Annotated in this window: 21 protein-coding genes and 1 tRNA gene; 12 read left to right on the top strand and 10 right to left on the bottom strand. The window is 74.3% G+C overall.

Annotation, left to right across the window (positions count from 1 at the left end; translation table 11 throughout):
• Positions 1-72: 72 nt before the first annotated feature.
• On the bottom strand, positions 73-831 hold the full coding sequence (locus ABT299_RS29225; RefSeq protein WP_387032725.1) for a GntR family transcriptional regulator: 759 nt from the start codon (positions 829-831) through the stop codon (positions 73-75).
• A gap of 198 nt (positions 832-1,029) precedes the next feature.
• On the opposite strand from ABT299_RS29225, the gene ABT299_RS29220 reads away from it, so the two are divergent.
• From ABT299_RS29220 to ABT299_RS29210, 3 genes are all read left to right on the top strand, one after another.
• A complete protein-coding gene (locus ABT299_RS29220) occupies positions 1,030-1,239 on the top strand; it encodes a hypothetical protein (protein ID WP_151540147.1) in 210 nt (69 codons plus the stop codon).
• Positions 1,240-1,628: 389 nt separating this feature from the next.
• Positions 1,629-3,860 carry a 1,4-alpha-glucan branching protein GlgB gene (gene glgB / locus ABT299_RS29215; protein WP_500252651.1) on the top strand — a complete coding sequence of 744 codons (2,232 nt, stop codon included), beginning with the start codon at positions 1,629-1,631 and terminating at the stop codon, positions 3,858-3,860.
• Between the two features lie 20 nt (positions 3,861-3,880).
• Positions 3,881-4,258, top strand: coding sequence for an ACT domain-containing protein (locus ABT299_RS29210; protein ID WP_190852247.1), 378 nt, complete (start codon positions 3,881-3,883; stop codon positions 4,256-4,258).
• Here the strand turns inward: ABT299_RS29210 and ABT299_RS29205 are convergent.
• Positions 4,233-5,099 (bottom strand): NUDIX domain-containing protein, encoded by an 867-nt coding sequence (locus ABT299_RS29205; protein ID WP_387032720.1) that lies wholly within the window; start codon positions 5,097-5,099, stop codon positions 4,233-4,235. The genes ABT299_RS29210 and ABT299_RS29205 overlap by 26 nt on opposite strands.
• 89 nt (positions 5,100-5,188) lie before the next feature.
• Between ABT299_RS29205 and ABT299_RS29200 the strand changes: the two genes are divergently transcribed.
• The 4 genes from ABT299_RS29200 (at position 5,189) to ABT299_RS29185 (ending at position 9,706) form a co-directional block, all read left to right on the top strand.
• On the top strand, positions 5,189-6,751 hold the full coding sequence (locus ABT299_RS29200) for a serine/threonine-protein kinase (RefSeq protein WP_500252650.1): 1,563 nt from the start codon (positions 5,189-5,191) through the stop codon (positions 6,749-6,751).
• An 88-nt stretch (positions 6,752-6,839) separates the two neighbouring features.
• On the top strand, positions 6,840-7,331 hold the full coding sequence (locus ABT299_RS29195) for a PaaI family thioesterase (RefSeq protein WP_387032717.1): 492 nt from the start codon (positions 6,840-6,842) through the stop codon (positions 7,329-7,331).
• A gap of 120 nt (positions 7,332-7,451) precedes the next feature.
• Positions 7,452-9,155 carry a signal peptide peptidase SppA gene (gene sppA / locus ABT299_RS29190; protein ID WP_190852255.1) on the top strand — a complete coding sequence of 568 codons (1,704 nt, stop codon included), beginning with the start codon at positions 7,452-7,454 and terminating at the stop codon, positions 9,153-9,155.
• Positions 9,156-9,208: 53 nt separating this feature from the next.
• Positions 9,209-9,706, top strand: coding sequence for a flavin reductase family protein (locus tag ABT299_RS29185; RefSeq protein WP_500252649.1), 498 nt, complete (start codon positions 9,209-9,211; stop codon positions 9,704-9,706).
• Between the two features lie 27 nt (positions 9,707-9,733).
• Here the strand turns inward: ABT299_RS29185 and hutI are convergent, their stop codons facing one another.
• From hutI to hutH, 5 genes are read right to left on the bottom strand one after another with little or no spacing between them, the layout of a single operon-like run.
• On the bottom strand, positions 9,734-10,909 hold the full coding sequence (gene hutI / locus ABT299_RS29180; RefSeq protein WP_500252648.1) for an imidazolonepropionase: 1,176 nt from the start codon (positions 10,907-10,909) through the stop codon (positions 9,734-9,736).
• The gene (locus tag ABT299_RS29175) at positions 10,906-12,261 is read right to left on the bottom strand and encodes a formimidoylglutamate deiminase (RefSeq protein WP_206699780.1); all 1,356 of its coding nucleotides are present in this window, start codon (positions 12,259-12,261) and stop codon (positions 10,906-10,908) included. The genes hutI and ABT299_RS29175 overlap by 4 nt, the downstream gene beginning before the upstream one ends.
• A gap of 10 nt (positions 12,262-12,271) precedes the next feature.
• Positions 12,272-13,471 (bottom strand): allantoate amidohydrolase, encoded by a 1,200-nt coding sequence (locus tag ABT299_RS29170; protein WP_500252647.1) that lies wholly within the window; start codon positions 13,469-13,471, stop codon positions 12,272-12,274.
• Positions 13,471-15,129, bottom strand: coding sequence for a urocanate hydratase (gene hutU, locus ABT299_RS29165; protein ID WP_387032708.1), 1,659 nt, complete (start codon positions 15,127-15,129; stop codon positions 13,471-13,473). The genes ABT299_RS29170 and hutU overlap by 1 nt, the downstream gene beginning before the upstream one ends.
• Before the next feature lie 11 nt (positions 15,130-15,140).
• Complete coding sequence (gene hutH, locus ABT299_RS29160) at positions 15,141-16,685, bottom strand: histidine ammonia-lyase (protein WP_387032706.1); 1,545 nt, start codon at positions 16,683-16,685, stop codon at positions 15,141-15,143.
• Between the two features lie 92 nt (positions 16,686-16,777).
• On the opposite strand from hutH, the gene ABT299_RS29155 reads away from it, so the two are divergent.
• Positions 16,778-17,539 (top strand): IclR family transcriptional regulator, encoded by a 762-nt coding sequence (locus ABT299_RS29155; RefSeq protein ID WP_500252646.1) that lies wholly within the window; start codon positions 16,778-16,780, stop codon positions 17,537-17,539.
• Between the two features lie 33 nt (positions 17,540-17,572).
• On the opposite strand, the gene ABT299_RS29150 is transcribed toward ABT299_RS29155, so the two are convergent.
• Positions 17,573-19,741, bottom strand: a complete 2,169-nt coding sequence (locus ABT299_RS29150; protein WP_500252645.1) for an FUSC family protein — start codon at positions 19,739-19,741, stop codon at positions 17,573-17,575.
• 240 nt (positions 19,742-19,981) lie between these two features.
• Between ABT299_RS29150 and ABT299_RS29145 the strand changes: the two genes are divergently transcribed.
• From ABT299_RS29145 to ABT299_RS29135, 3 genes are all read left to right on the top strand, one after another.
• A complete protein-coding gene (locus ABT299_RS29145; RefSeq protein WP_190852280.1) occupies positions 19,982-20,479 on the top strand; it encodes an FBP domain-containing protein in 498 nt (165 codons plus the stop codon).
• Positions 20,480-20,763: 284 nt separating this feature from the next.
• Positions 20,764-20,836: transfer RNA gene (locus tag ABT299_RS29140), tRNA-Leu, on the top strand.
• A complete protein-coding gene (locus tag ABT299_RS29135; RefSeq protein WP_500252644.1) occupies positions 20,810-21,145 on the top strand; it encodes a hypothetical protein in 336 nt (111 codons plus the stop codon). Before ABT299_RS29140 ends, ABT299_RS29135 begins: the two co-directional genes overlap by 27 nt.
• A 268-nt stretch (positions 21,146-21,413) precedes the next feature.
• Here ABT299_RS29135 and ABT299_RS29130 read toward each other — a convergent pair whose 3' ends face one another.
• Positions 21,414-22,730, bottom strand: a complete 1,317-nt coding sequence (locus tag ABT299_RS29130) for a CE1 family esterase (RefSeq protein WP_500252643.1) — start codon at positions 22,728-22,730, stop codon at positions 21,414-21,416.
• A 162-nt stretch (positions 22,731-22,892) separates the two neighbouring features.
• Here ABT299_RS29130 and ABT299_RS29125 point away from each other — a divergent pair, with 162 nt between their 5' ends.
• Entirely contained in the window at positions 22,893-23,687 is a 795-nt protein-coding gene (locus tag ABT299_RS29125) for a class I SAM-dependent methyltransferase (RefSeq protein WP_500252642.1), read from the top strand.
• A 13-nt stretch (positions 23,688-23,700) separates the two neighbouring features.
• On the opposite strand, the gene ABT299_RS29120 is transcribed toward ABT299_RS29125, so the two are convergent.
• Positions 23,701-24,363 carry an isochorismatase family protein gene (locus ABT299_RS29120; RefSeq protein WP_500252641.1) on the bottom strand — a complete coding sequence of 221 codons (663 nt, stop codon included), beginning with the start codon at positions 24,361-24,363 and terminating at the stop codon, positions 23,701-23,703.
• Position 24,364: the final 1 nt, after the last annotated feature.

Here is a 24,364-nt window from a genome sequence, read left to right as displayed (position 1 = left end):
CCACCCGACCCCGTCGCGGCGGCCGGGGCCCGGCCCCCCCCCCCCCCCGCCGCCCTGCCGCCGGTCGAGGGTCTAGAGGTCGATGGAGTAGTCGAGGACGACGCGGTCGGCGGGGAGCACGATGTCGCGGCAGACCTCCATGACGGAGGCGCGCGACAGCATCCGGCGGGTGATGGCGATGACGGGCACGCCGCCGCCCATCCGGAGCGCCTCCACCTCCTCGGGGGTCGGCATGCGGGAGCGGACGGCCTCCTCGACGCGGGTCGGCGGGTGGCCGAGGTAGGCCAGCTGCGCGAGCGTGCCGCCGGGCCACGGCTCGCGCTCCGGGTCGGCGACGGGGGTGCCGCCGACGAGGTCCCACGGCAGGTAGTTGACCGAGATCTGCTGCGGCTCGCCGCGGGCGTAGAAGACGAACCGGCGCCGCAGCAGCTCGGTGCCGGTGGGCAGTTCGAAGAGCGCGCCGAGGTCGTCGTCCGCGCGCACACGGGTGAACTCCTTGTCGAGCCGGTACTCCTGCCAGCTGATCTTCTGGTCGCGGGTGAAGGTGGTCTCGGGCACCGCGAGCGGCCTGGTCACCGCGCGGTAGCGCTCCATCGCGACCCGGCGGGCGGGCGGCACGACCCGGACCACGGTGCCGCCGCCGCGGCGCGTCTCGACGAGCCCCTCGGTGCGGAGCAGCGCGACGGCCTGGCGCACGACGATCTCCGAGACGCCGTGGGCGGCGCACAGCTCCGCCATGGTCGGCAGCCGGGTCCCCGGCGGAAGGCTGCCGTCCCGGATCCCCTCTCGCAGCGTGTCGGCGATGCGCAGGTAGGCGGGACGGTCCGGCACCGGCGTCACCTCCCCTTCGTTCAGGCGCGCCCCCGGTCAATCGACGCGGTGTTCGATTTCGCCCCCTCCTCTCCGTCACTCATATCCAGCGGGCTGCTATCCGCGGGGGCATGGTCCGCTTACGGACAGCTTGACACCTCTTAGACCGAGTAAGACTTTTGTATACAGAAGAGCCGCCTCGGGGAAAGGACGACCTTGATGGGGGACTTCGAGGATCTGAAGACGGCCATCGAGGGGGAGTTCCCGGGCTGGCAGGTCTGGCGGAGCGACGCCGGACGCTGGTACGCCACCCGGAGCGGCGATCTGACCGACGCGCAGCTGCAGGCGGGATGTGCGATGACGGTGGCCGCGGACGATCCGGCGGGCCTGCGCGAGCTGCTGCTCGAGCAGGCGCGCGGGGACGGCTGAGGCGGCCGCGATGGGACGTCGCGGGGAGCGGCGCGGCCCGGTCCGCAGGCGGGGGCGGACCGGGCCGGAAGGCTCCGGTACGGAAGGTACCTGTGTCGCTCAGGTGACACAGGAATGGAGCCCAGGGCGGCGGGGTCGGTGTCACCCCTGGGGCGAGGTAGACGTGACCGCATGGACGACGCAATCGGCGCGACCCCTGACAAAGTGTCGTGTCGTCCGTGCGGTCGCACATCTCCCGGCGCGGCGAGCGGACCGCCATCTCCGGTGAAACAGCTCCTTTCGCCATGTGAGTTCGGCTGATCTCGGGGCACTCCTACAGGGAAACGGCATCAGTGTTGTTCCCGGGGACCCCCCGGACCCCGGACCCCAGGCGAGGAGGCCATGACGACATGGCACGGGTGACGCGCGCGGAGATCGACCGGCTCGTCGGCGGCGACCACCACGATCCGCACGGAGTCCTCGGGGCGCATCCCGGCCGTGACGGGGTGACCGTCAGGGCGCTGCGCCCGCTCGCGGAGAAGGTCGAGGTCGTCCTGCCGAACGGGGACCGGCACCCGCTGCGGCACTTCCACGAGGGCGTGTTCGCCGGGACGCTGCCGGCGTCGGCGTCGCTGGCCGGCGACGACGCGGACAAGGCGCCCCTCGCGGTCCCCGACTACCGGCTGGCCGTGACGTACGGGGACGGCATCGAGACCGTGCAGGACGACCCGTACCGGCACCTGCCGACGCTCGGCGAGCTGGACCTGCACCTGATCAGCGAGGGCCGGCACGAGGAACTCTGGCGGGCGCTGGGCGCGCGCGTGCGGACGTACGCGTCCGCGTTCGGGCCGGTGTCCGGGACGGGGTTCGCGGTGTGGGCGCCGACGGCGCGCGGCGTGCGCGTGGTCGGCGACTTCAACCACTGGGACGGCCGCGCCCACCCCATGCGGTCGCTCGGATCCACCGGGGTCTGGGAGCTGTTCGTCCCGGGCGTCGGCGACGGCATGCGCTACAAGTTCGAGATCCTCGGCGCGGACGGCCAATGGCGCAGCAAGGCCGACCCCATGGCGCAGCACACCGAACACCCCCCGGCGACGGCGTCGCGCATCTACACCTCGGCCTACGAGTGGGCCGACGGCGAGTGGATGGACGGCCGTAAGGAGCACGAGTGGGTGCACGAGCCGATGAGCGTGTACGAGGTGCACCTCGGCTCGTGGCGTCCCGGGCTCGGCTACCGGGAGCTGGCGGAGGAACTGACCTCGTACGTGAAGGACATGGGGTTCACCCATGTGGAGTTCCTGCCGGTGGCGGAGCACCCCTATGGCCCGTCCTGGGGCTACCAGGTGACGTCCTACTACGCGCCGACGTCCCGCTTCGGCACCCCGGACGACTTCCGCTACCTCGTCGACAAGCTGCACCAGGCCGGTATCGGCGTCATCATCGACTGGGTGCCCGCGCACTTCCCCAAGGACGAATGGGCGCTGGCGCGCTTCGACGGCACCGCGCTCTACGAGCACGAGGACCCGACCCGCGGCGAGCATCCCGACTGGGGCACGCTGGTGTTCAACTTCGGGCGCGCCGAGGTCCGCAACTTCCTGGTGGCCAACGCGTCGTTCTGGATCGAGGAGTTCCACATCGACGGGCTCCGCGTGGACGCGGTCGCCTCGATGCTGTACCTGGACTACTCGCGCAACGAGGGCGAGTGGACGCCGAACGTCTACGGCGGCCGCGAGAACCTGGAGGCCATCTCGTTCCTCCAGGAGATGAACGCGACGGTCTACAAGCGCAACCCCGGCGTCCTCACGGTCGCGGAGGAGTCGACGGCCTGGCCCGGCGTGTCCCGCCCCACCCATCTCGGCGGCCTCGGCTTCGGGTTCAAGTGGAACATGGGCTGGATGCACGACACCCTGGAGTACCTCCGGCACGAGCCCGTGTTCCGGAACTACCACCACAACGAGATCACGTTCTCGCTGGTGTACGCGTTCTCGGAGAACTACGTCCTGCCGCTCTCGCACGACGAGGTCGTCCACGGGAAGGGGTCGCTGCTCAGCAAGATGCCCGGCGACACCTGGCAGCAGTTCGCCGGGCTGCGGGCCCTGCTCGCCTACATGTGGTCGCATCCCGGCAAGCAGCTGCTGTTCATGGGCCAGGAGTTCGGGCAGGGCGCCGAATGGGCGGAGCAGCGCCCGCTCGACTGGTGGCTGCTGGACAACGCCGCCGAAGGCGCGCTGCACGTCGGGCTACAGAAGCTCGTCCGCCAGCTCAACCACGCCTACCGCGCGGAACCCGCGCTGTGGTCGCGCGACAACGAGCACGACGGGTTCCGCTGGATCGACGGCAACGACGCGGGCGGCAACACCCTCTCCTACCTGCGGTACGGGACGTCCGAAGACGGCGGTGAGGCCCCCGTGATGGCCTGCGTCGTCAACTTCGCCGGCAACCCGCACGAGGACTACCGCGTCGGCCTGCCGAAGACGGGCGGCTGGCGGGAGGTCCTCAACACCGACGGCTACGAGTACGGCGGCAGCGGCGTGGGGAACCTCGGGCGCGTCGAGGCGACCGCCGAGCCCTGGCACGGCCTGGAGGCGTCCGCGGTGATGCGGGTCCCGCCGCTCGGCGCCGTGTGGCTCGTCCCGGAGTGACCGGGAACTAGGGTGGCGCCATGAGCGCCGCGCAGCACCTGCACCTCGTCCCGTCCGAGTTCCTGGTCGAGCATCTGCCGAACGCGACGTTCCCCGAGGACGACGAGTGGATCGCGCTGGTCCGCGCCCCCGAGGGCCTCACCGTCGTCCGGGAGGCGTCGCCGTTCACCGAGGCGGAGCGCTGGGTCGGCTTCTACGGCGACGCCGGCCACGGCCTGGACCTGCCCGGCATGCTCGCCGCGGTCGTCGGCCCGCTCGCCGACGCCGGGGTGCCGGTGTTCGTCGCGTCCACCTACCACGCCGACCTCGTCCTGGTCCCCGACCACCGGCTGAAGGACGCGACGCAGGCCCTGCGCGACGCGGGCCACCGCGTCAGCGACGCTCGATCCGGTCGATGAGCCAGCGGGGGCCGGTGACGTGCGCGCCGGCCTCCTCGCAGCGGGCCCGCAGCTCCCGGTCCGCGGTCACGACCAGGTACTCGGTGTCGGGCTCCGGCCTGCCGACGAGGCCGACGATGTGGTCGTCGCCGCTGCCCGGCGCCGCCACGACCCGGACGCCGTCCGCCGGCTCGTCCGCCACCGTCCGCGCCGCGCCCTCGACGACCAGCACGACCTCCGGGAAGCAGGTGTCGAACGGGACGAGGCCGGGCGGCAGCCCGCCGACGCCCTCGGCGAGGACCTTCAGCGAGTCGCGCAGCCGGGCGTTGGCGCCCGCCCGGTCCTTCCACCAGCCGTCCGGCCGGGAGCCGACGACGTTCGCGCCGTCCACGACGAGCACCAGGCCCTTCGTCGCGTCCCGCAGCAGCGGCCACGACCGCTCGAACGGCGCGAACAGCTTGCGGTCCTGGACCTCGTCCACCGGGACCCACTCGGCGCGGCGCGTCTCCCGCGACGCGGGCTTCACGGGCACCTTCTCGTCGAGCGCCCCGATCACGGACGTGAACGCCCAGCCGCCGTGGTCCTCGACGCGGGTGCCGCGCACGCGCACGAGCCCGGTGTCGAGCGTGCACTCCTCGCTCGTCTCCCGCAGGGCGCCCGTCACCCCGTCCTCATGGCTGTGCGTGGCGCCGCCGAACATCCCCCACGTGCCGCCGCCGAGACCCCACCAGGCGCGCTGCTGCAACAGGATCCACATCCGGCCTTCCGCGTCGCGGTGGTAGGCCAGCAGCCCCGCCGCGCCGTACCGTCCCCAGTGCGTGTGCCCCTGGTCGCAATCGGCCCAGCCGTCCCCATCGCCCATGAGCCGACGATATCCGCTCGTGACCGAAGTACGGTGGTGCCGTCGTTCGGGGGGCCGACGCAGGTCCCCCATGCCGGAGGAAGCCGAAGATGCCCGCTCTGCCCCTCGTCCCCGACGATCCCCGCGAGATCGGCCGCTACCGGCTGACGGGACGGCTCGGCGAGGGCGGGCAGGGCGTCGTCTACCTCGGCGAGGGGCCGTCCGGGGAGCGCGCCGCCGTGAAGGTCCTCAAGCACGCCGACGCGCGGGCCCGCGAGCGGTTCGCGCGGGAGATGGCCGCGGCGCGGCGGGTCGCGCCGTTCGCCACCGCCGCGGTCCTCGACTCGTCCGCCGAGGGGCCGCTCCCCTACGTCGCCAGCGAGTTCGTCGACGGGCCGTCCCTGCAGGAGCGCGTCGCCGAGGGCGGTCCGCTGCGCGGCGGCGACCTCCAGCGGCTGGCGGTGAACACCGCGAGCGCGCTGGCCGCCATCCACGCCGCCGGGATCGTGCACCGCGACCTCAAGCCCGCGAACGTGCTCCTCGGCCCGGACGGGCCCCGCGTCGTCGACTTCGGCATCGCCCGCGCGATCGACGCCGAGACCCGCACGCAGATGGTCGGGACCCCCGCCTACTTCGCCCCCGAGTGGCTGCGCGACGTGCCGCCGACGGTGAAGTCGGACGTGTTCGCGTGGGCCGGGACCATGGTGTTCGCGGCGACCGGGCGGCCGCCGTTCGGCGGCGGGACGACGGTCGAGGCGATGATGCACCGGATCGCCACCGCCGACCCCGACCTCACCGGGGTGCCGGACGCGCTGCGCCCGCTGCTCTCCGAGTGCCTCGCCAAGGAGCCGGACCGCCGCCCGTCCTCCCGCGACCTCGCGATGCGGCTGATCGACCCCACCTCGCGTCCCGCGGCCGACATCACCCGGCCGCAGGCGCCCTATCCGGGGCCTCCGGTGCCGGTCCCGCCCGCGCCCGGCCCGGACCACCCCGGGGGCCCGTCGCCGTTCGGCCCGGCGACGGATCCGTCCCCGTCGCGGAACCTCACGCAGCCGCACCGGCGGCCGCCGGTCCCGGGGCCGCCGCCTCCGGCCGGCGACGGGTCCGGTGGGAGCGACGGGCGCGGTGGCCGCGGAGGCGGGAGCACCCGTGTCATCGTCGGGGCGGCCGCCGCCGTCGTCCTCGCCATCGCGTGCGCGACGGCCGTCCTCCTGCTGAACAGGGGCGGGGGCGGCGACAAGCCGTCCACCACGGCGTCCCAGCGCTCACCGGCCCCGAGCGGGCGGTCCTCGTCCCCGTCCGGTGGCGGAAGCGGCGGCGGGACGGGCGGCGGCCGATCGGTGCCCGCGGCGTTCGGCGGGACGTGGGAGGGCGAGCTGACGCAGAAGGGCGGCATCACCCTGGGCGACACCGGCACCAAGGTGACGATGCGCCTGGCCGGCGGGAGCGACGGCGGGACGGCCGAGTACGACCAGTGGGGCTGCCGGACCCGGCTGACGGTCTCCGCCGTGTCCGGATCGAAGGTCGACTTCGACGAGACGGCCCTGACCAGCACCGGCGCCGACAGGTTCTGCACGGGCGGCCCGGTGTCGCTGACGCGGGTGCCCGGCGGGCTGCAGTACACCTCGACCGGCATCGGCACCACGTCCGGGACGCTCCGCAAGGTCGGCTGAACGGGCCGGTGACGAAGGGCACAGTGCCGCCCGCAAGGCGCTCCGAATACCATTCGGTGCGAGACACCGCATGATCAGGGAGCACGAGTTGAGCGTCGAGACGGGACCGGCGGCCTTCGAGGAGACCGCGCGGATGTGGGACACCCTGACGGGCGCCGAGCTGATCCAGGCCATGGCCGACGGCCGGTTCCCGCAGATCTCCGACATCAACGACCACATCGGGCAGGTCATCACGTCCGCCGAGCCCGGCCGCGTCGACATCGCCTGGACGCCCGCCGAGAAGCTGTGCAACCCGGGCGGGACCGTGCACGGCGGCTACATCGCCATGATCCTCGACAACGCCGTCTGCCTCGCGGGCAGCAGCACCTGCGAGCACTTCATGCCGATGCTCACCCTCAACCTCAACGTCGACTACCTGCGCGGCGTCCGGGCCGGCGAGACCTACACGGTCACCGGGACGTGCGTGCACCCCGGCAGCACCCGCATGGTCGCCAACGCCCTGATCAGCGACGCGCAGGGCCGCCCCGTCGCGCAGGCGTCCGCCAGCGTCCTGCCCAACAGGGCCTTCGCCCGCAAGTAGGGCCCTCGCGCGCAAGTAGCCCCTCGCACGCAAGTAGGGACGCCCCTCCTTCTCGGGGCGGAGGATGCGCGGGACCCGGGGCGGACCGGCCGCCCGCGAGCGAACGCATAGGCTGGGGCCATGGTGGATCCCGGAACCGTCGTCAACGTCATCAAGCAGGCCCGGGACCGGCGGACGGCACCGCTGATCCTGGAGCTGGACCTCACCGAGGGGATCGTGGAGACCGCGCCCGCGGACCCGATCTCGGCGATCATGTCCATGCGCCGGACGAACCTGCGCGACGTGCTCGACGGGCTGCGCCGCGCCCGGTCCGACCACCGGGTGAAGGCGCTGGTGGTGAAGGTGACCGGCGGCGTCGGGCTGGCGCTCGCCCAGGAGCTGCGCGAGGCCGTCGGGGCGCTGCGGGAGGCCGGCAAGCTCACCGTCGCCTGGGCCGAGACGTTCGGCGAGGGCGGCCACGGCACCGTCCCGTTCTACCTCGCGACCGGGTTCGACAAGGTGTACCTGCAGCCGACCGGGGAGGTCGGGCTGACCGGCGTGGCGCTGGAGGAGCCGTTCTTCGCGGGCGCGCTGGAGAAGGCGGGCGTGCGGCCCCGGTTCGCCAAGCGCTACGAGTACAAGACCATGGCGAACACCTTCATGGAGAAGGCGTACACGCCCGAGCACGAGGAGTCGTCGCGGCGGCTCGTCACGTCCCTCGGCGAGCAGATCACGGCGGGCATCGCCGCCGCCCGGGACCTGCCCGAGGACAAGGTCCGCGACCTCACCGACCGCGGGCCGCTGCTCGCCGGCGAGGCGCTGGAGGAGGGCCTCGTCGACCACCTCGGCTACCGCGACGAGGTCTACGCCTTCCTGCGCAAGGAGGTCGGCGCTGACGCGCAGCTCCGCTACGTCTCCCGCTACAACCGCACGCACGGCCTCGCGCGCCGCATCCCGCAGCCGGGCCGCCAAGACGTCGTCGCGCTGATCAACGGGCAGGGCCCGATCCGGCTCGGCCGCTCCGGCCGCGGCGGCCCGCTGCCCAACTCCGGCCCCGCGATGGGCTCCGACACCGTCGGAGCCGCGTTCCGCGCCGCCGTCAAGGACGACCGGGTCAAGGCGATCGTCTTCCGCGTCAACAGCCCCGGCGGGTCCGCCGTCGCGTCCGACGCGATCTGGCGCGAGGTCGTCCTCGCCCGCCGCGCCGGCAAGCCGGTGGTCGTCTCGATGGGGAACGTCGCCGCGTCCGGCGGCTACTACGTCTCGATGGCCGCCGACACGATCGTCGCGCAGCCCGGCACCATCACCGGCTCGATCGGCGTCGTCGTCGGCAAGGCCGTCGTGAACGACCTGCTGGAGCGCGTCGGCATCGGCCTCGGCTCGGTCGCCGACGGCGAGCACGCCCGCATGTTCAGCGCCACCAAGGACTTCAGCGACTCCGAGTGGGAGCGGATCAACGCGTCCCTCGACACGATCTACGAGGACTTCACCGCGAAGGTCGCCGAGGGCCGCGGGCTGTCCCGCGAGCGCGTCCACGAGCTGGCCCGCGGCCGGGTCTGGACCGGCGCCGACGCCCGCGACCACGGCCTGGTCGACGAGCTGGGCGGCCTCGACGGCGCGCTCGACCTGGCCCGCAAGAAGGCCGGGCTGCCCGCCGACGCGCCCGTCCGCTCCTACCCGCACGCCTCGCCGCTGGAGCGGCTGCGCCCGCCGGAGTCCAGCGAGGACCGCACCGCCGCGTCCGCCCGGTTCGACGGCTGGGGCTCGCTCGGCGGCCTCGCGGCCCGCCTCGGCCTCCCGTCCGCCGGCCCGCTGACCCTGCCCGGCTCCTGGGAGATCCGCTGACACGGGAGGCCGGGAGGTCGGTCGGGTGTCGGTTGGTCGGGGAGGCGGGTCGGGTGTCGGTTGGTCGGGGTGAACAGGCGTTCGTCGAGGCGGTCGCGGGGTTCGCCACGGGGGTCGTCGTGCTGACCGTCAGGGACGGCCGCGACGACCTCGGCACGACGGTGACCTCGTTCATGTCGGTGTCGCTGGAGCCGCCGATGGTGCTGGCCGGCGTGGCGTCCTCGTCGTACCTGGCGGAGGTGCTGGCCCGCACCGACCGGTGGGCCGCGACGGTCCTCGGCGCGGGCCAGCGCGCGCTCGCCGGGCGCTTCGCCGCCGAGGGGCGTCCGAGCGCCCGCCTGCTGCTCGCCGCCGAGCCGCACCATCGCGGCGAGCACTCCGGCGCCCTCGTCCTCGAATCGGGCCTCACGGCCCTCGAATGCGAGACGCGCCAGTGCGTCGAGGCCGGTGACCACATGCTGTTCGCCGCCGAAGTCCTCGCCACGGACTACATCGCCCGCGACCGGCAACCCCTCATCAGGGTCAACCGCCGCTACCTCGCCCTGTCCTGACGCCGCCGCGAGGCGGGCACCGGCCGGTCACCCGTGGGCGTCCACCCGGCGGCCCCGCTTCCAGACGGCGTGGGTCTGGGGCACGCCGGGACGGTAGGCGAGGTGGATGTACGACGGCGCGTCCAGCACGTGGACGTCCGCGCGCGCGCCGACGGCCAGGTGGCCGACGTCGGTGCGCCGCAGGGCGCGGGCGCCGCCCGCCGTGGCGGACCAGACGGCTTCGGCCGGGGTCATGTGCATGTCGCGGACAGCCACGGCGATACAGAAGGCCATGCTGGAGCTGTAGCAGGAGCCGGGGTTGCAGTCGGTGGCGAGGGCGACGGTGGCACCGGCGTCCAGGAGGCTGCGGGCGTCCGGGTAGGGCTGGCGGGTGGAGAACTCGACGCCGGGAAGCAGGGTCGCGACGGTGCGGGACGAGGCGAGCGCGTCCACGTCGGCGTCGCCGAGGAAGGTGCAGTGGTCGGCGGACGCGGCGTCGAGCTCGACGGCGAGGCGCACGCCCGGCCCCTCGCCGAGCTGGTTGGCGTGCAGCCGGGGCATGAGCCCGGCCTTGATCCCGGCCCGCAGGACCTCGCGGGCCTGGTCGGCGTCGAACGCGCCCCGCTCGCAGAACACGTCCACCCAGCGGGCATGCGGCGCGCAGGCGGCGAGCATGTCGGTCGCGGCCAGGCGCGTGTAGGCGGCGGCGTCGTCGCGGTACTCGGACGGGACGACGTGGGCGCCCAGGTAGGTGACCTCGTCGGCGATCTCCGCGGCGATGCGGACGGCGCGCTCCTCCTGGTCGACCGTGAGGCCGTAGCCGGACTTGCACTCGACGGTGGTCGTCCCCTGCCGGGCCATCTCGGCGACCAGGCGGCGGAGGTTGGCGCGCAGGGCGTCGTCGGACGCGGCGCGGGTGCGTTCGACGGTGGTGCGGATGCCTCCGGCGGCGTAGGGGCGCCCGCTCATCCGGGCGGCGAACTCCTCGGCGCGCTCGCCGGCGAAGACGAGGTGGGCGTGGGAGTCCACGAAGCCGGGCAGGACGGCGCGCCCGGCGGCGTCGAAGACCTCGTCGGCGGCGGGGACGCCGGACGCGGGGCCGGTCCAGGCGACGGCGCCGTCCTCGATCACCAGCGCGGCGTCCCGGACGATGCCGAGCGGCCCGTCGCCCCGGCCGGGGTCGTTGGTGACCAGTTCCCCGATGTCGATGATGGCGGTGCTCAACCGGGCTCCTCGCGGGTGGCGGACTCGACGGCGGCGGCCAGCGCGCCGGGCACGTCGTCGACCAGCAGGTGGCGGCCGTCGTGCACGATCTGGCGGCCGGACACGACGACGTGGCGGACGTCGGCGGCGGTGGCGGCGAAGACGGCGGCCTCGGCGGCGTGCGCGGGACCGGCGCCCGCGGTGCGGACGGAGTCGAGCGCGACGGTGACGAGGTCGGCGTAGGCGCCGGGTTCGAGGCGGCCGGCCTCGGGCCAGCCGAGCGCGTAGTGGCCGTTGGACGTGGCGGCGGCGAGCAGCTCGCCGGCGGTCCAGTGGCCGCGGACGCGGGTGCGGAGCCGCTCGTCGAGCTCGACGGCGCGGGCCTCCTCGAACAGGTCGACGACGGCGTGCTGGTCGGAGCCGAGGCAGATCGGGGCCCCGGCGTCGGCGAGGCCGCGGGCGGGGCCGATGCCGTCGGCGAGGTCGCGTTCGGTGGTCGGGCACATGCACACGCCGGTCGTGGTGGCGCCGAGCAGGCCGATGTCGTCGCCGGTGAGGTGGGTGGCGTGGACGGCGGTGCTGAGCGGGCCGAGGGCGCCCGCCTCGGCGAGGAGGCGCGCGGGCGTCACGCCGTAGGCGTCGAGGCACGCGGTGTTCTCGGCGGGCTGCTCGGACAGGTGGACGTGCAGCGGCGCCCGGTGCTCCTTCGCCCAGGACGCGACGGCCCGCACCTGCTCGCGCGGGACGGCGCGGACCGAGTGGATCGCGGCGCCGACGCGGGCGTGCAGCCGGCCCGCCTTGTCCGTCTGCTCGTAGAGGGTGTCGACGCGGCGGGCCCAGTTCCCGGCGGTGCCGTCGCCGAACCGCAGTTGCGGGCCCTTGAGGGGCTGCCCGATGCCGCCGGTGAGGTAGCAGGTGTCCAGCAGCGTGATCCGGATGCCCGCGTCGGCGGCTGCGGCGATCAGCGCCTCGCCCATCGCGTTCGGCGCGTCGTAGGGGGCGCCGCCGGGGCGGTGGTGCAGGTAGTGGAACTCGCCGACGCAGCTGATCCCGGCGAGCGCCATCTCGGCGTACACGGCCCGGGCGAGCGCCCGGTAGGAGTCGGGGTCGAGGCGGTCGGCGACCTGGTACATCTGCTCGCGCCACGTCCAGAACGTCCCCCTGTTCGTCTGGACGCGGGAGCGGAGCGCGCGGTGGAACGCGTGCGAGTGCGCGTTCGCGAGGCCCGGCAGGGTCAGGCCGGGCAGGTGCTGGGCGCGCGGCGGGGCCGGGACGCCGCGCGTCAGGCTCGTGATCCGTTCGCCGTCGGCCTCGATCAGGACGTCCGCCGCCACCCCGTCTCCGAGCCAGGCGAACTGGGCATGCCATTGCATATCGGGTTCCCTACCCGCGGGCCAGGTCGTCCAGTACCGCGGCGAGGGCCTCGACTCCGGCGAGGCAGTCGGCGGTCTCGGCGTGCTCGGCGGGCGCGTGCGACACGCCGGTGGGGTTGCGGACGAACAGCATCGCGGTGGGCAGCCGGGCCGACAGGACGCCCGCGTCGTGCCCGGCGCCGGTCGGCAGGACGGGCGCGCCGCCCAGCGTCCTGACCACCCGGTCGCGCAGGGCCAGGTTGAAGTCGACGATCTCGGTGTAGGACTCCTCCGCGAGCTCCACGGTCACCCCGTGGGGGCGGGCGGCCTCGCGCGCCGCCGCGCCGACCTCCTCCACGGTCTTCCGCACGGCGGCGTCGGCGGGCCCGCGCGCGTCGAGCCAGGCGGTGACGGACGACGCGATCGCGTTCACCCCGCCCGGGACGATCCGGGCCTTCCCGACCGTCGCCACGGTCCCGTTGCGCTCGGCGGCGTCCCGGGCGGCGAGGACCATCCCGGCGAACGGGATCATCGGGTCGCGGCGGTCGGCGAGCGCGGTCGTCCCCGCGTGGTTGCCCTCGCCCGCGAACCCGAACCGCCACCGCCCGTGCGGGACGATCGAGCTCGCCACCCCGACCGGCCCGGTGAGCGCCCGGCCCTGCTCGACGTGCAGCTCGACGTAGCAGGCGACGCGTCCGAGCAGGTCGTCGTCGGGTCCGATCGCCTCCGGGTCGAGCCCGGCGCCGTGCAGCACCTCGGCGAACGTGCGGCCGCCGGCGTCGGTGAGGGACCGCGCCCGCGCGGGGTCGATCGCGCCGGCCAGCAGCCGCGACCCGAGGCAGGCGACGCCGAACCGGGCGCCCTCCTCCTCGGCGAACGCCGCGATCCCGATGGGCCTGCGCGGGGCCGCGCCGCGCTCGCGCAGCAGGTCGACGGCGGCGAACGCGGACACGATCCCGAGCGGCCCGTCGAACGCGCCGCCGCCGGGCACCGAGTCGAGATGGCTGCCGGTGAGCACGGCGCCGTCGCGCGTGCCGTCCTCGGGGCGCCACCAGGCGATCATGTTTCCGTTGCGGTCGTGCTCCAGCGGCATCCCGCGGCGGCGCGCCTCGCCGGCGAACCAGGCGCGGCACTCCAGCTCCGGCGGCGTCCACGCGAACCGGTGATACCCGCCGGTGGCCGCGTCGCGCCCGATGGGCAGCAGCTCCGCCCACATCTCCTCGAAGCTCATCAGCCCTGCTGCATCGGGATGCGGACGCCGCGCTCGGCGGCGACCTCGGCGGCGCGGTCGTAGCCGGCGTCCACGTGCCGCATGACGCCGGTGCCGGGGTCGTTGGTCAGGACGCGCTGGAGCTTCTCGCCCGCGAGGGCCGTCCCGTCGGCGACGCAGACCTGCCCGGCGTGGATCGAGCGGCCGATGCCGACGCCGCCGCCGTGGTGGATGGACACCCACGTCGCGCCGGACGAGGTGTTGAGCAGCGCGTTCAGCAGCGGCCAGTCGGCGATGGCGTCCGAGCCGTCCTTCATGCCCTCGGTCTCCCGGTAGGGGCTGGCGACCGAGCCGCAGTCGAGGTGGTCGCGGCCGAGCACGATCGGCGCGCTGATCTCGCCGCGCGCGACGAGGTCGTTGAAGACCTCGCCGGCCCTGTCGCGCTCGCCGTAGCCGAGCCAGCAGATCCGCGACGGCAGGCCCTGGAAGTGAACCTTCTCCCCCGCCATCCGGATCCACCGGGTCAGCGGCTCGTTGTCAGGGAACAGGTCGAGGATCGCCTTGTCGGTGCGGGCGATGTCCTTCGGGTCGCCGGACAGCGCCGCCCACCGGAACGGTCCCTTGCCCTCGCAGAACAGCGGCCGGATGTAGGCGGGGACGAACCCGGGGAACTCGAACGCGCGCGCGTAGCCGGCGAGCTGCGCCTCGCCGCGGATCGAGTTGCCGTAGTCGAACACCTCGGCGCCCGCGTCCTGGAACCCGACCATCGCCTCGACGTGCGCCGCCATCGACGCGCGGGCCTTGGCGACGAACCCGTCGGGGTCCTTGCCGCGCTCGGCGGCCATGTCGTCGAAGGCGACACCGCTCGGCAGGTACATCAGCGGGTCGTGCGCGCTGGTCTGGTCGGTGACGATGTCGATCGGCGCGCCGCGCCGCAGCAGCTCGGGGACGATGTCGGCGGCGTTGCCGAGCACCGCGATCGACAGCGGCCGGCGGGCCGCCCTCGCCTCCTCGGCGAGGCGCAGCGCGTCGTCGAGCGAGTCGGCCTTCACGTCGCAGTACCGGTGCTCGACGCGCCGCTCGATGCGGGACGGGTCGCACTCGACGCAGATCGCGACGCCGCCGTTCATCGTGACGGCGAGCGGCTGCGCGCCGCCCATCCCGCCGAGCCCGGCGGTCAGCGTGATCGTCCCGGCGAGCGTCCCGTCGAACCGCTTCTCGGCGACGGCCGCGAACGTCTCGTAGGTGCCCTGGAGGATGCCCTGCGTGCCGATGTAGATCCACGACCCGGCGGTCATCTGCCCGAACATCGTCAGCCCGAGCGACTCCAGCCGGCGGAACTCCTCCCAGGTCGCCCACTGCGGCACCAGGTTGGAGTTGGCGATCAGCACGCGCGGCGCCCACTCGTGCGTCCGGAAGATCCCGACCGGCTTGCCCGACTGGACGAGCAGCGTCTCGTCGCCCTCCAGGTCGGCGAGCGACCGCACGATGCCGTCGAAGGCGTCCCAGCTGCGGGCCGCCCGCCCCGACCCGCCGTAGACGACGAGCTCGTCCGGGTGCTCGGCCACCTCCGGGTCGAGGTTGTTCTGGATCATCCGGAGGGCGGCCTCCTGCGGCCAGCCCTTCGCGGCGGTGAGCTTCGTGCCGCGCGGCGCGCGGACGGGACGGGGACCGGACATGTGCGGGCTCCTTAGGAGAGGGGGCCGGTGACGGATTCGGCGGCGGCGACGAGCGAGCCGTCCCGGACCATGGCGGCCGCGGCGGCGATCTCGGGCGCGAGGTAGCGGTCCGGGCCGGGCGGCGGGACGGCCTCCCGCAGCTTCGCGACGACGGCGGCGGTCGCGGGTCCCGGACGCAGCGGGCTGCGCAGATCCAGCGCCCGCGCGGCGGTGAGGATCTCGATCGCGATCACCTGCGCCAGGCCGTCGACGGCGCGGCGCAGCTTGCGGGCGGAGTTCCAGCCCATGGACACGTGGTCCTCCTGCATCGCCGAGCTCGGGATCGAGTCGGCGGACGCGGGGGCGGCGAGCCGCTTCAGCTCCGAGACGATCGCGGCCTGCGTGTACTGGGCGATCATGTGGCCGGAGTCGACGCCGGGGTCGTCGGCGAGGAACGCGGGCAGCCCGGACGAGCGGCCCTTGTCGAGCATCCGGTCGGTGCGCCGCTCGGACATCGACGCGACGTCCGCGGTGGGGACGGCGAGGAAGTCCAGCACGTAGGCGATCGGCGCGCCGTGGAAGTTGCCGTTCGACTCGACCCGGCCGTCCGGCAGCACCACGGGGTTGTCGACGGCGGACGCCAGCTCCCGCCCGGCGACCAGCTCGGCGTGCGCGAGGGTGTCGCGGGCGGCGCCGTTGACCTGCGGCGAGCAGCGCAGCGAGTAGGCGTCCTGCACGCGGGTGCAGTCGGGGCCGCGGTGCGACTCCATGATCTCGGAGGCGTCCAGCAGGGCCCGCAGGTTCGCGGCGGAGGCGCCCTGCCCCGGATGCGGCCGCAGCGCCTGCAGGTCGGCGGCGAACACCCGGTCGGTGCCGAGCAGCGCCTCGACCGACATCGCGGCGGCGACGTCGGCGGCGGTCAGCAGGCCGTGCAGGTCGCGGATGGCGAGGACGAGCATGCCGAGCATGCCGTCCGTCCCGTTCAGCAGGGCGAGGCCCTCCTTGGCGCCGAGCTTGACCGGCGTGATGCCCTTCTCGGCCAGCGCCTCGGCGGCGGGCTTCAGCTCGCCGTCCGCGTCCCGGACCTGCCCCTCGCCGATCAACGCGAGCGCGACGTGCGCGAGCGGCGCGAGGTCGCCGGAGCAGCCGAGGCTCCCGTGCTCGAACACCTGCGGGGTGATCCCGGCGTTCAGCAGCTCGGCCAGCGTCCGCGCGGTCACGGGCTGCACGCCCGTCCGGCCGGTCGCGAGGGTGCGCAGGCGCAGCAGCATCAGCGCCCGGACGACCTCCCGCTCGACCTCGGCGCCCGACCCGGCGGCGTGCGAACGGACGATGTTGAGCTGCAGCTGCGCCCGCATCTCCGGCGGGATGTGCCGGGTCGCGAGCGCCCCGAACCCCGTCGAGACCCCGTAGACCGGCAGCGGGCGCGCCGACAGCTCCTCGATGTGCGCCCGCGACTCCCCGATCAGCGTCAGCGCCTCGTCCGTCAGCGAGACCGCCGCGCCGTCCCGCGCCACCGCCACGACCTGCTCGAACGACAGCGGATCCGGACCGACCCGAACACTCGTGTCTCCCATGACGAAACCCATACCCACGATTCCACCCGCCCGGTGCGGGCCGGGGCAGCCCCGGACGGGCAGATCTGTCTCGGATACGAGACAATTCGGGGATGAGCCAGGTCCCGGCCGCCCGCCGCGCGCTGGCGGTGCTGCGCCTGCTGGCCGCCGCGCCCGGCCCGCTGCCCGCCTCCGCGATCGCCCGCGCCCTGGACCTGCCCCGCTCCAGCACCTACCACCTGCTCACCGCGATGGCCGAGGACGGCTTCGTCACCGCCATCCCCGAGGAGCGCCGCTGGGGCCTCGGCGTCGCCGCCTTCGAGATCGGCTCCGCCTACCTGCGCCACGAGCCGCTCGAACGCCTCGCCCGGCCGCTGCTGCGCCGCCTCGTCGACGGCGTCGGGGAGATTGCCCAGCTCGGCGTCCTGCACGGCGCGGAGACCCTCTACCTGCTGAAGGAGCAGCCGCCCCGGCACGCGACACTCGTCACCGACGTCGGCGTGCGGATGCCCGCCCAGCTCACCGCGAGCGGCCTGTCGCTGCTCGCGCACCTGCCGCCCGCGCAGGTCAGGGCCCTGTTCCCCGGCCGCTTCGTGAACCGCACCGGGCGCGGCCCGGCGTCCCTGCGCGAGCTGCGCCGCGTCCTCGCCGAGGACGCGCGGCGCGGCTGGTCGTCCGAGGACGGCTACATCACCGAGGGCTTCGCCAGCATCGCGGCCTGCGCGTTCGACCACACGGGGCACCCCACCGCCGCCGTGGCGCTCACGTTCCGCCGCGACCGCCACCCGCCCGAGACCTGGCCCGACCTCGCCGTCCCCGTCCGAGCGGCCGCCGCCGCCTTGACCGGCCGCCTCACCGGCCGCCCGCCCTCCTGACCCAGTCGTCGAAGGGCGCGGACCGGCAGGGGCTCAGCAGGTGCCGGCGAGGCGGCGGCGGGAGCGGAGGGAGGCGAGCTGGAGGCGGCGTTCGGGCGCCACCTTCGCGTACTCCATGCCCATGACCCGCATGCCCCGGCGCTCGGCGAGCGTGGCGAGCGCGTCGTCGGCGAGGGCGAGGAACTGGAGGCGGTGCCGCAGCGCGACGGCGTCCAGGTCGTGGACGAGGGCCTGGTCGAGGCGGTCGACGGCCTCGCCCGAGCGGCGCCACACCCCGCCGGTCTCGCCCGCGAACGCGCCGATCAGCGCGTCCAGGGAGAGCGCCATCCGGGCGGTGACCGCGTGCAGGATCCGCTCGGCCTCCGCCGGGACGGCTGGCGAGGCGGCGGCGATCTCCCGGACGTAGCCGGTGACGGTGGTCAGCGCCATCAGCGTCTCGGCGTCCACGTGGCCGGATCCGCCGGTCGGGCGGCGGACGATCGGCCGCAGGATCGCGTTCAGCCGGAACAGGGCCTGGTCGACGGCGCGGGACGCGCTGCTCAGCCGGACGTCCCCGGGCTCGCGCGGCTGCGCGCCGGCGTCGGCGATCAGGTCGCGCACGGCCGACAGGTGCCCGCGGACCGCCTCGTCGATCATCCTGCGGGTGCCGATGGGCAGCAGCACCAGCCCGACCAGCACGGCCGTGAGGGCGCCGACCATGTTCTCCGCGAGGCGCAGCAGGATCAGCGAGGTGTGGAAGTCCGTCGTGAACGCGTAGAGCTGGACGAGCGCGACGACCAGCCCGATGACCCACCAGGTGTAGTGCGAGGCGATCGAGTACGCGCCGGCGGTCAGCCCGGCGACGACCAGCAGCAGGCTGATCCACGGGTGCGCGGCGCCGAGCAGCTCGAACGACGCGACGCCGAGCGCGCCGCCCGCGACGGTGCCGAGCGCGCGCTGCCAGGTCTTGCGGACGCGCTCGTAGGTGGTGTTCGTGCCGGTGAAGATGATCATGACGCCGATCGCGGCCCAGTAGAAGCGCCGGCCGCTGATCAGGTCGCCGATCGGCACCGCGATCGAGATCGCCACCGCCACCTGCAGGGCGGTCCGCAGGTGCGGGGAGACCCGGAGCCGCCGCCACGCGCCGCCGGGGCCGTCCGAGGCGAGGAGCCGCTCCGCGACCGGCCCGGACCCGAGGACGGCCTGCCCGGCGCTCAGCACGACCGGCGACTGGAACGGCGCCCCGTCGCCCCGGTCCGGCGCGGCCCGCCCGGCGTCCACCCATTTCCGGGACGTCCGGGACAGGTCGGTCAGCAGCACGGCCAGGTGGTGGACGAGCGAGGAGGTCTCGACGTCGGCGGGCGGGCCGCCGGCGCGCCGCCGGTCCAGCCATCCGACCAGGTCGCGGGCCGCGCGCTCGTCGAACTCGGTCCCGGCGCCGCCGGCGGAGTAGGAGCGGAGCGCCGAGCTGACGCGGGCGCGCAGGCCGGCGGGCGGGTCCAGGGCGTCCAGCTCCCTGACCGCGCGGCCGACGGCCTGCACCGCCAGCTCGGTCTCGAACAGGAGCCGGTGCAGGCGCTCGGCCTCCCCGGTGGTGCCGGGCTGGGCGAGCAGGCCGTCGGCGACCAGCGCGGGCTCGTTCAACCGGGACTGCCGGCGGCGGAGCCGGCGCAGCGCGCGCTCGCGGTCCGCCCCGGCGTCCAGGAGGTCGGCGGCGGCGCCGGTCACGTCGGCGGCGCACGCGAGGAAGGCCCGCTGGATCCGCGCCAGCGCCTTGGCGGGGGCGGGGCGGCACAGCGCGAGCCGGGCGGCGATCGACGCCGCCAGGCCCGCGGCGGCGATCGCGGCCATCGGCCCGAACTCGGTCAGCGGCATCGGCAGCAGCAGCCCGCTCAGGTACCCGGCGAACAGGACGGCGCCCGCGTCGTTGCCCCACGGCGCGAAGCGCGCCGCGTAGAACTGCGCGAACAGGACCGGGACCAGCGCCGCCAGGCCCAGGAACCGGTGCGGGTGCAGCGTCATGCTCAGGTAGAGGGCGGCGATGAACGGCGCGTACACGGCCGCCGCGCGGGCCGTCGCCCGTCCCGTGCCGTTGTCGGCGATCAGCAGCGAGGTCAGCATCGCCGGCAGCGCGCCGAGCATCAGCCCGAGGAACGCCGGTTCGCCGAGGGCGCCCGCGACGCCGTACCCCGCCGCCATCCCGGCCGGGAGGCCGACCAGCATCCGCCGCGCGGCCTGGAGGCGCGCCAGCCCGAGATCGCTCGCCAGCGCCCACCTCTCCAGCCGCCGCTGCAGGCCCCTGACGCCCGTCCGTCCGTTGTCCGGCAGCAGTTCGCGTTCCTCTCCGAAGAATCCTTAGCCACGCTCACTATCTATCGATCATAACCGCCCCGGGCGCATGCCCCCGCTCCTAGGAAGATTAAGAATTTGCCTAATAGGTCTAGGCAGACTACCGTCGCGAGCATGAGACCCCTGACCGAACGCGACATCCGCACGTCCTTCGTCAACTGCTCCAAGGGCGAGGCCAAGCGGCTCGGCCTGCCCAAGGACTTCGCGGACCTCCCCTGGGACGACCTGGACTTCCTCGGCTGGCGAGATCCCGGGGCGCCCGAGCGCGCCTACCTGGTCGCCGACCGCGACGGCCGCCTCGTCGGGATCGCGCTGCGCGGCACGTCCGGCACGTCCCGCGGCTTCACCGCGCGCAGCCTGTGCTCGGTCTGCCTCACCACGCGGACCGGCGGCGGCGTCGCCCTGATGACCGCGCGGCGGACCGGCGAGGCGGGACGCCAGGGCAACACCGTCGGCCGCTACCTCTGCACGGACCTCGCCTGCTCGCTCTACGTGCGCGGGAAGAAGCAGGCCGCGGTCGGCGGGGACCTCGACGAGTCGCTGACACTGGAGGAGAAGGTCGCCCGAACGCGGGCCAACCTGCACGCCTTCCTCGACAAGGTGGCCGCCTGACCGGCACTCCCCACCAGGACCGCGGGGCGCCGGCCGGGGGCGGAGAGCCGGGCATTATCGCCATTCGGCGACCGGCCGCCCCATCGGTCGGCCTTTTCCGGCCTCGGCGGGATATCCGCTGAAGTCGGGCGAACTTCTAGGGCAAGATGATTCCATGCTCGATCGCGGAATCCACGGAAAGCCGCGCCGTGGCCACGGTGGGCATTGGAATGGTCACGAGACGCGGCCGCGGCCGGTCACCGGAACGCGGCGCGGGCGCACGACGGCCGGTGCGGCCGGCGCCCGCCTCCGTAGCCCAACGGTAGAGGCGAACTCCTTAAAAGAGTTGAGGTGTCGGTTCGAGTCCGACCGGAGGCACCTGGGATCGCCGCGTTCCGCGGTGGTCGTCCGACGACCGCCGCGAGCCGGCTGGCGGCGGTGGACGGCGCGCTGGGGCTGAAGGCCGGAACCGCCACGGAACGCAGGCGCCTGGCGCTCGCCGCCGAGCCGGTGCCCCTGGCGGGACGCAGGCTCCCGAGGCCCGCATCGGAGGCGGAGCCGACGGCGGCGCCGCCCTGGCCGTGCGCCTCGTCCGCTCGCTTCTCGGTACGGCGCCCGACGTCCGTGACCAGGCATTCCGGCTGCGGCATCGCGAAGAGCACCGGCTACGGGCTGAACACCGGCTAGGGGCTGAGCACCGACGCGGTCGGAGCGGCGGATCGGAGCGCAGTTCCGGCAATTCGCCGACCACGCGCCGTCGTGAATTCGGCGCCGGTCTGGCGGTATGCCCGCGACATGGGCATGAAAGTGTATTTCCAGACCGACATGCCTGCGCTTTCAGCGCCACTGAAGCGCTATCTCGGCGATATCGACACCTCCAGTCCCCGGCTGTGGTCGGTAACGCCGGCCGGGACCACCGCTCCAAGATCAAGGTGACGGCGTTCCTCTCCGGCGGTCAGCCGAGCCGGAAGCGGGACACGAAGGTCCAGATGACGGCGTTGGCGTCGATATCCTGGGTGGTGCCGCCGAGCAGCGGCCCGAGGTAGGGCGTGCCGCCGGACCAGTTATGGCCGCCGCCCTTGACCTGGTAGAGGATCACCGGCGCGGCGGCCGGGCAGCCGTTGTAGGCGTGCTCGGTGACGGTCGTGCCGTCGGACGGGTGCGTGTCGGGCAGGTCGGTGTCGGTCGTGGTGGTCCCGCAGCCGTTGTTGCGAGCCCAGAAGGGGGCCGCGGCAGTCGCGGTCGCATACGGGACGATCGGGTCGGCGTCACCGTGGATCATCAGAATGGGCACGGCGCGCCCCGGGTGGCAGGCGGCCTGATCCTGGAGCTGGCCGGAGACCGGGGCGAAGGCGGCGAACCGCCTGTTCTCGCAGGCCAGCTTGCTGGTGAAGAATCCGCCGTTGCTCATGCCGGAGGCGTAGAGGCGGCGCGGATCGGCGTGGAAGCGCCGGACGAGGACGTCCTGGAGCGCGGACACGAAGCCGGGGTCGTCGACGTCCCGGCCCGGCTGGCCGCCGGCGACGCCCTGCCAGCCCGTGCCGTGGTGCTCGGGCGTGATCATGATGAAGCCCCGGGTCCGGGCGTAGTCGGCCATCCGGCCGAAGAACTCGGCGAACAGCGGCGTCTCGAACAGGCCGGGGAAGTGGAACAGGGCCGGGAGGGGCCGGCCGTCGTAGCCGTCGGGCAGCCGGAGGATCGCCACCCGCCGCTGCCCCGCGTGGAGGAGGTGGATCGCGTGGTCGCCCGGGTCGGGATGGCGGTCTTGGACGGTGAAGCCGACCGTCCGGGTGGACGAGCGGCCGCCGGTCTGCACCGTTCCCCGCCCCTGCCAGGTCACGGTCCCGTCCGACGGGGCCTGCACCCCGCCGGCGATGTTCGCGGAGACCTGCACCCCGGCGGCCGGGTCCTGGAGATCGAACGTCCCGGACAGGCCGGCGAGCGAGCGTGACAGCGCGAACCGGACGGTGGCCTTCCCGCCCTTCGCCCCACGCAGCGTCCCCTGCCCCTGGACCTTGGTCGTGTTGTAGTCGGGTGTGGCGTCGAGGACGGCGATCCCGCCGTCCAGCAGGCCGCCGTCGAGCCGGTAGGCGGGCGCGCCGCCGACGGTGATCGTGATGCGGTCGGGAGGCAGGGCGCCCGCCCGCGCGGCCGGCGGAGCCGCGACCGCGGGCACCGCGAGCGCGGTGCAGGTCAGCGCCGCCGCGGCGGCCAGGTTCCGGGCGCGGAAGAGGGTCGGGGTCCGACGGGCGATGAGGGGATGCGGGCGCATGGCCGTCCTTCCTGCGGGCGTCCCCCGGTCGCCGCCGCGTACCGCCGGGTCCGGTTCCCGGCCGTCATGGCCCGAGAGTAGGGACGCGCGCCCCGCCGGCGCTGCTCATGAGAACGACACCGTGGCCCCCGTCCTTTGCGCACCCGGTGACAAAATGGAGCGATGGCCGACGACCGCTCGCTGCGGACGACCTTCGACAAAGCCGCCGCCCACTATCAGGCCGCGCGCCCCGATTACCCGGCCGGGCTGTACTCCGACCTGGTCGCGCTCACGGGGATCGAGCCGCCCGCGCACCTGCTCGAAGTCGGCTGCGGCCCGGGAAAGGCCACGCTGCCGCTGGCACGCATGGGGTTCCGGATCACCGCGGTGGAACTCGGCGCCGCTCTGGCGGCCGAGGCGCGCCGGCGGCTCGCGGGCTTCGCCGGCGTCTCGGTGATCACCGCGCCGTTCGAGCGGTGGGAGCCGCCGAGCGGCGTCCACGTCGATCTCGTCTACGCGGCCACCGCCTGGAAATGGGTGGATCCGGACGTCAAGTACGCCAAGGCCGCTTCCCTCCTCGCCCCGGGCGGCCACCTGGCCGTCTGGAACGCCGAGCACGCCTTCCCCACGGGATTCGACCCCTTCTTCGCCGAGATCCAGCGGGTCTACGACGAGCTCGGCGAAGGCGACGGCGCTTCCTGGCCGCCGCCACCGCCCGAGGCCCGCCGGGACCCCGCCGCCGAGTTCGAGGCGTCCGGGCACTTCACGGCCGTCGGGACGCGGCTTCACGTCTGGGCCCGCCGCTATACGGCGGACGAGTACATCGCGCTGCTCGACACCTTCTCCGGTCACATCGCCATGGAGCCCGCCAAACGACGGCACCTCTACGGCGAGATACGCCGCCGGCTCGCGGCCCGGCCCGATGGGCGGGTCACCCGGCACTGGTCCGCCGTCCTCACCGTGGGCCGTCGCCGCTGACCCGCGCGGACCGCTACGGCGCGGGCGGCGCGTTGATCAGGGCGAGGACGTCGGAGGTGGGGCGGACGTCGCCGAAGGAGCGGTAGACGGTGTTCAGCGTGGCGTTGTGCTCCGCGTCGCGGCGCGCCGCGTTCGCGTCCGCGACCATGATCACGCGGAGGCCGAGGGCGGACGCGTCCCGCGCGGAGGACTCGCAGCACACGTTGGTGACGGTGCCGGTGATCAGGACGGTGTCGACGCCCCGGCCTTCCAGGAGGTCCGGCAGGGGGCACCGGCCGGGGAAGAAGGCGCTGGGCGCCGTCTTCTCGACGAACAGGTCGGACGGGCGGGCGTCGAGGTCCGGCCAGAGGCGGCCGGGCAGCGGGCCGGTCCCGCCGCTGGTGCGGTAGAGCTCGGCCGTGGCGGGGCCGTAGAACTCCTCGGCGACCGGAGTCCGCTCGGGGGCCCCGGGCAGGACCCACGCGACCGTGCCGCCCGCCGGGCGCAGGGCGCCGGCCAGTGCGCCGATGTTCGGCACGATGCCGCGCGCGTACCGGTTGCCGGACACGAAGAAGGGCACCATGTCGATCACCACGAGCGCCGTGCGGGACGGCGCGAGCCGGTCGAACGCGAACCGGCGACCGCGCCGGGCCTCGTGGCGCGCGTACTCGCGGGGGTCGATCCGCCAGTCGTGCACC

Source organism: Spirillospora sp. NPDC000708 (assembly GCF_040299565.1).
Lineage (GTDB): Bacteria > Actinomycetota > Actinomycetes > Streptosporangiales > Streptosporangiaceae > Spirillospora.
This window is presented reverse-complemented; position numbering and strand designations above follow the sequence as displayed.

Excerpts from the sequence above, each read along its gene's own strand:
- ABT299_RS29220 (WP_151540147.1), top strand. The coding sequence starts at position 1,030 with ATGGGGGACTTCGAGGATCTGAAGACGGCCATCGAGGGGGAGTTCCCG.
- glgB (WP_500252651.1), top strand. The coding sequence starts at position 1,629 with ATGGCACGGGTGACGCGCGCGGAGATCGACCGGCTCGTCGGCGGCGAC.
- ABT299_RS29210 (WP_190852247.1), top strand. The coding sequence starts at position 3,881 with ATGAGCGCCGCGCAGCACCTGCACCTCGTCCCGTCCGAGTTCCTGGTC.
- ABT299_RS29205 (WP_387032720.1), bottom strand. The coding sequence starts at position 5,099 with ATGGGCGATGGGGACGGCTGGGCCGATTGCGACCAGGGGCACACGCAC.
- ABT299_RS29200 (WP_500252650.1), top strand. The coding sequence starts at position 5,189 with ATGCCCGCTCTGCCCCTCGTCCCCGACGATCCCCGCGAGATCGGCCGC.
- sppA (WP_190852255.1), top strand. The coding sequence starts at position 7,452 with ATGGTGGATCCCGGAACCGTCGTCAACGTCATCAAGCAGGCCCGGGAC.
- ABT299_RS29175 (WP_206699780.1), bottom strand. The coding sequence starts at position 12,261 with ATGCAATGGCATGCCCAGTTCGCCTGGCTCGGAGACGGGGTGGCGGCG.
- ABT299_RS29170 (WP_500252647.1), bottom strand. The coding sequence starts at position 13,471 with ATGAGCTTCGAGGAGATGTGGGCGGAGCTGCTGCCCATCGGGCGCGAC.
- hutU (WP_387032708.1), bottom strand. The coding sequence starts at position 15,129 with ATGTCCGGTCCCCGTCCCGTCCGCGCGCCGCGCGGCACGAAGCTCACC.
- hutH (WP_387032706.1), bottom strand. The coding sequence starts at position 16,685 with ATGGGAGACACGAGTGTTCGGGTCGGTCCGGATCCGCTGTCGTTCGAG.
- ABT299_RS29155 (WP_500252646.1), top strand. The coding sequence starts at position 16,778 with ATGAGCCAGGTCCCGGCCGCCCGCCGCGCGCTGGCGGTGCTGCGCCTG.
- ABT299_RS29150 (WP_500252645.1), bottom strand. The coding sequence starts at position 19,741 with ATGCTGGTCGGCCTCCCGGCCGGGATGGCGGCGGGGTACGGCGTCGCG.
- ABT299_RS29145 (WP_190852280.1), top strand. The coding sequence starts at position 19,982 with ATGAGACCCCTGACCGAACGCGACATCCGCACGTCCTTCGTCAACTGC.
- ABT299_RS29130 (WP_500252643.1), bottom strand. The coding sequence starts at position 22,730 with ATGCGCCCGCATCCCCTCATCGCCCGTCGGACCCCGACCCTCTTCCGC.
- ABT299_RS29125 (WP_500252642.1), top strand. The coding sequence starts at position 22,893 with ATGGCCGACGACCGCTCGCTGCGGACGACCTTCGACAAAGCCGCCGCC.